The organism is Mesorhizobium shonense (assembly GCF_040545255.1).
In the GTDB taxonomy this organism is placed as follows: Bacteria; Pseudomonadota; Alphaproteobacteria; order Rhizobiales; family Rhizobiaceae; genus Mesorhizobium; species Mesorhizobium shonense.
Genome location: NZ_JBEPLM010000047.1, coordinates 1 through 2,838 on the forward strand (window position 1 = coordinate 1; position 2,838 = coordinate 2,838).

4 protein-coding genes are annotated in these 2,838 nt (G+C 65.4%); all 4 read left to right on the plus strand.

The window, feature by feature from the left end:
- Positions 1 to 95: 95 nt before the first annotated feature.
- The 4 genes from tnpA to ABID26_RS36950 all read left to right on the plus strand — a co-directional run bounded on the left by tnpA (position 96) and on the right by ABID26_RS36950 (position 2,769).
- The gene (gene tnpA / locus ABID26_RS36935) at positions 96 to 446 is read left to right on the plus strand and encodes an IS66-like element accessory protein TnpA (protein ID WP_354418418.1); all 351 of its coding nucleotides are present in this window, start codon (positions 96 to 98) and stop codon (positions 444 to 446) included.
- Positions 443 to 790 carry an IS66 family insertion sequence element accessory protein TnpB gene (tnpB, locus tag ABID26_RS36940; RefSeq protein ID WP_006201720.1) on the plus strand — a complete coding sequence of 116 codons (348 nt, stop codon included), beginning with the start codon at positions 443 to 445 and terminating at the stop codon, positions 788 to 790. Before tnpA ends, tnpB begins: the two co-directional genes overlap by 4 nt.
- Positions 791 to 856: 66 nt before the next feature.
- Entirely contained in the window at positions 857 to 2,533 is a 1,677-nt protein-coding gene (gene tnpC / locus ABID26_RS36945; RefSeq protein ID WP_354418421.1) for an IS66 family transposase, read from the plus strand.
- Positions 2,534 to 2,535: 2 nt separating this feature from the next.
- Positions 2,536 to 2,769 (plus strand): hypothetical protein, encoded by a 234-nt coding sequence (locus ABID26_RS36950; RefSeq protein ID WP_354418423.1) that lies wholly within the window; start codon positions 2,536 to 2,538, stop codon positions 2,767 to 2,769.
- Positions 2,770 to 2,838 lie beyond the last annotated feature (69 nt).

Consider the following 2,838-nt stretch of genomic DNA (forward strand, 5'->3'; position numbering starts at 1 on the left):
GTACGCCTCCGGCGAAGGCCGCCTTGCGCGAGCATGGCACGGTAGCGAGGCTGCGCTCTTAAGGTCGTCCTTACGAGCGTGGTTAGCAGCACAGCATGAGCCAGATGACGTTATTGACCGGGCCGGAGCGTCGTCGTCGTTGGAGTGAAGAGGATCAGTGCCGGATACTGGCCGCGGCATTCGCGCCCGGGTCCACGGTTGCGGCGGTAGCGCGTCAGTACGATGTCGCGACCAGCCTGATCTATAAGTGGCGCCGCACGATGAGAGCCCGCGGGACGGGCTTTGCCGAAGTTGTTGTGGTTCCTGATGAGCCTGTCGCCGCTTCGAGGCCGGCGCCACCAGCGATGATCGAGCTGGAGATCGCCGGCAAGATGCGGCTGCGGATTCCGCTGACCACGCCACCGACACTGGCGGCGGCGATGGTGAAGGCGCTGGGCGTTTCATGATCCCGGTTCCGAGCCAGGTGCGGATCTGGTTGGCGGTCGGCCGGACCGATATGCGTCGCGGGATGCAGGGCCTCGCTCTACAGGTTCAGGAGACGTTGGGCCGGGATCCGCATGCCGGCGATCTTTATGTCTTCCGCGGCCGCAGCGGCAATCTGATCAAGATTATCTGGCATGATGGGCTCGGCATGTCGCTGTATGCAAAACGGCTTGAGAAGGGCCGGTTTTTATGGCCGTCGCCGGCGGATGGCACGGTTTCCATCTCACCGGCGCAGCTCGCCTACATGCTCGACGGGATCGATTGGCGCAACCCGCGTCACACGTTCCGCCCTCAGCGCGCTGGCTGAGTTTTTCTTTGAGTTAGCGCCATTTTCCGCGAGTCAGCGGAGGCGTTTTATGATTCACTCCAGGGCATGGTGGCCACCGCCCAGGATGCTGTTCCGGACGATATCGGCGCGCTGAGGGCAGCGCTGGCCGCGGCGCTGGCCAGAGCCGAAGACGAGGCCGCGCGCGCTGCGCTGGTCGAGGCCGAACTGGCGGTCGCCAGGGCCAAGGCATCGGATGATGCGGCGCTGATCGCACACCAGGATCTGACGATCCGGAAGCTGCAGCGGGCGCTGCATGGTCAGAGTTCTGAACGTTCCGCCCGCCTGCACGACCAGATGGAGCTCACCTTCGAGGAGCTCGAGAGCACGGCGACGGAAGACGAGATCGCCGCCGAACAGGCCGCGGCCCGGACCACCGAGGTGGCGCCTTATGTGCGCAAACGACCGGCGCGCCAGCCATTTCCCGAGCACCTGCCACGCGAGCGCGTGGTCGAGCCGGCGCCGGCCGCTTGCCACTGCTGCGGCGGTCATCGGCTGCGCAAGCTGGGTGAGGATATCACCGAGACGCTGGAGGTGGTGCCGCGGCAATGGAAGGTGATCCAGCACGTGCGGGAGAAGTTCACCTGCCGCGACTGCGAGGCGATCAGCCAGGTTCCGGCACCGTTCCGCGCCACCCCGCGCGGCTGGGCCGGTCCCGGCCTACTGGCGATGATCCTGTTCGAGAAGTTCGGCCAGCATCAGCCGCTCAACCGCCAGGCTGAACGCTATGCCCGCGAAGGCGTGCCGCTCAGCCTGTCGACGCTCGCCGACCAGGTCGGCGCCGGCGCCGCGGCGCTGATGCCGCTGTTCAAGCGGCTCGAAGCCCATGTGCTGGCCGCTTCACGTCTGCACGGCGACGACACGACGGTGCCGGTCCTGGCCAAGGGCAAGACCGATACCGGCCGATTATGGACCTATGTGCGCGATGACCGACCATTCGGCGGCGCCGATCCGCCGGCGGCGGTGTTCTATTATTCCCGCGATCGTCGAGGCGAACATCCCGCGGCGCATCTCGCCGGCTGGAGCGGCATTCTGCAGGCCGATGCCTTTGGCGGTTACGGCGATCTCTATGCGAGGGGTCGTCAGCCGGCGCCTGTTCTGGAAGCCAGCTGCTGGGCCCACAGCCGGCGCAAAGTGTTCGAGCTGGCCGATATCGAAGCGGCGGCGCGCAAGAAGGCGCGCGGCGACAAGCCCAACCTGGTCTATCCGCTCGCGGTTGAAGCCGTGAAGCGCATCGATGCCCTGTTCGATATCGAGCGCGAGATCAACGGCCTGTCGCCGGCCCAACGCCACGCCGTGCGCCAGGAGCGGAGCGTGCCGCTGGTCACCGAGCTCGAGCGCTGGATGATCGAGACGCGCGACAAGCTCTCGCGCGGACACGATCTGAGCAAGGCCTTCAACTACATGCTGCGCCGCTGGTCGTCCTTCACACGGTTCCTCGACGATGGGCGCATTTGCCTGTCGAACAATGCGGCCGAGCGAGCACTGCGCGGTATCGCTCTCGGCAGAAAGTCCTGGCTGTTCTGCGGTTCCGATCGCGGCGGACAACGCGCTGCCGTCCTCTACAGCCTAATCGCCAGCGCCAAGTTGAATGACATTGACCCTCAGGCCTGGCTCGCCGATATCCTGGCGCGCATCGCGGCCCACCCAGCACAGCGGATCGATGATTTGCTGCCGTGGAATTGGAGATCCGCAAAACTGCGGACCCAACCAGCGGCGGCCTGATCATGCAGCGCAATAAGGTGCATCACGTCTACACCGTCGAACGTGTCGCCAGGGACCTCGGCGTCGGCGAAGCGCTCATCCAGGACCTGAGCCTCGGTCTCGAGCCCGAGGACGGCGTCATCTGGGTCTACGGCGCCAACGATGACGACGGGATCCTGGCCTTCACCGATGAAGGCATCGAGGAGGTCAAATTCCTCCTCGATGAATATCATCGCGTCCCCCCATCGAAAGCTTGACCCAAGCACGGCGGTGCTCAGGTGCTCACGGCCGGATACGCACTCCTGCGGTCTTCACCGGATGGGTAC

Excerpts from the sequence above, each read along its gene's own strand:
- ABID26_RS36950 (WP_354418423.1), top strand. The coding sequence starts at position 2,536 with ATGCAGCGCAATAAGGTGCATCACGTCTACACCGTCGAACGTGTCGCC.
- tnpB (WP_006201720.1), top strand. The coding sequence starts at position 443 with ATGATCCCGGTTCCGAGCCAGGTGCGGATCTGGTTGGCGGTCGGCCGG.
- tnpA (WP_354418418.1), top strand. The coding sequence starts at position 96 with ATGAGCCAGATGACGTTATTGACCGGGCCGGAGCGTCGTCGTCGTTGG.
- tnpC (WP_354418421.1), top strand. The coding sequence starts at position 857 with ATGGTGGCCACCGCCCAGGATGCTGTTCCGGACGATATCGGCGCGCTG.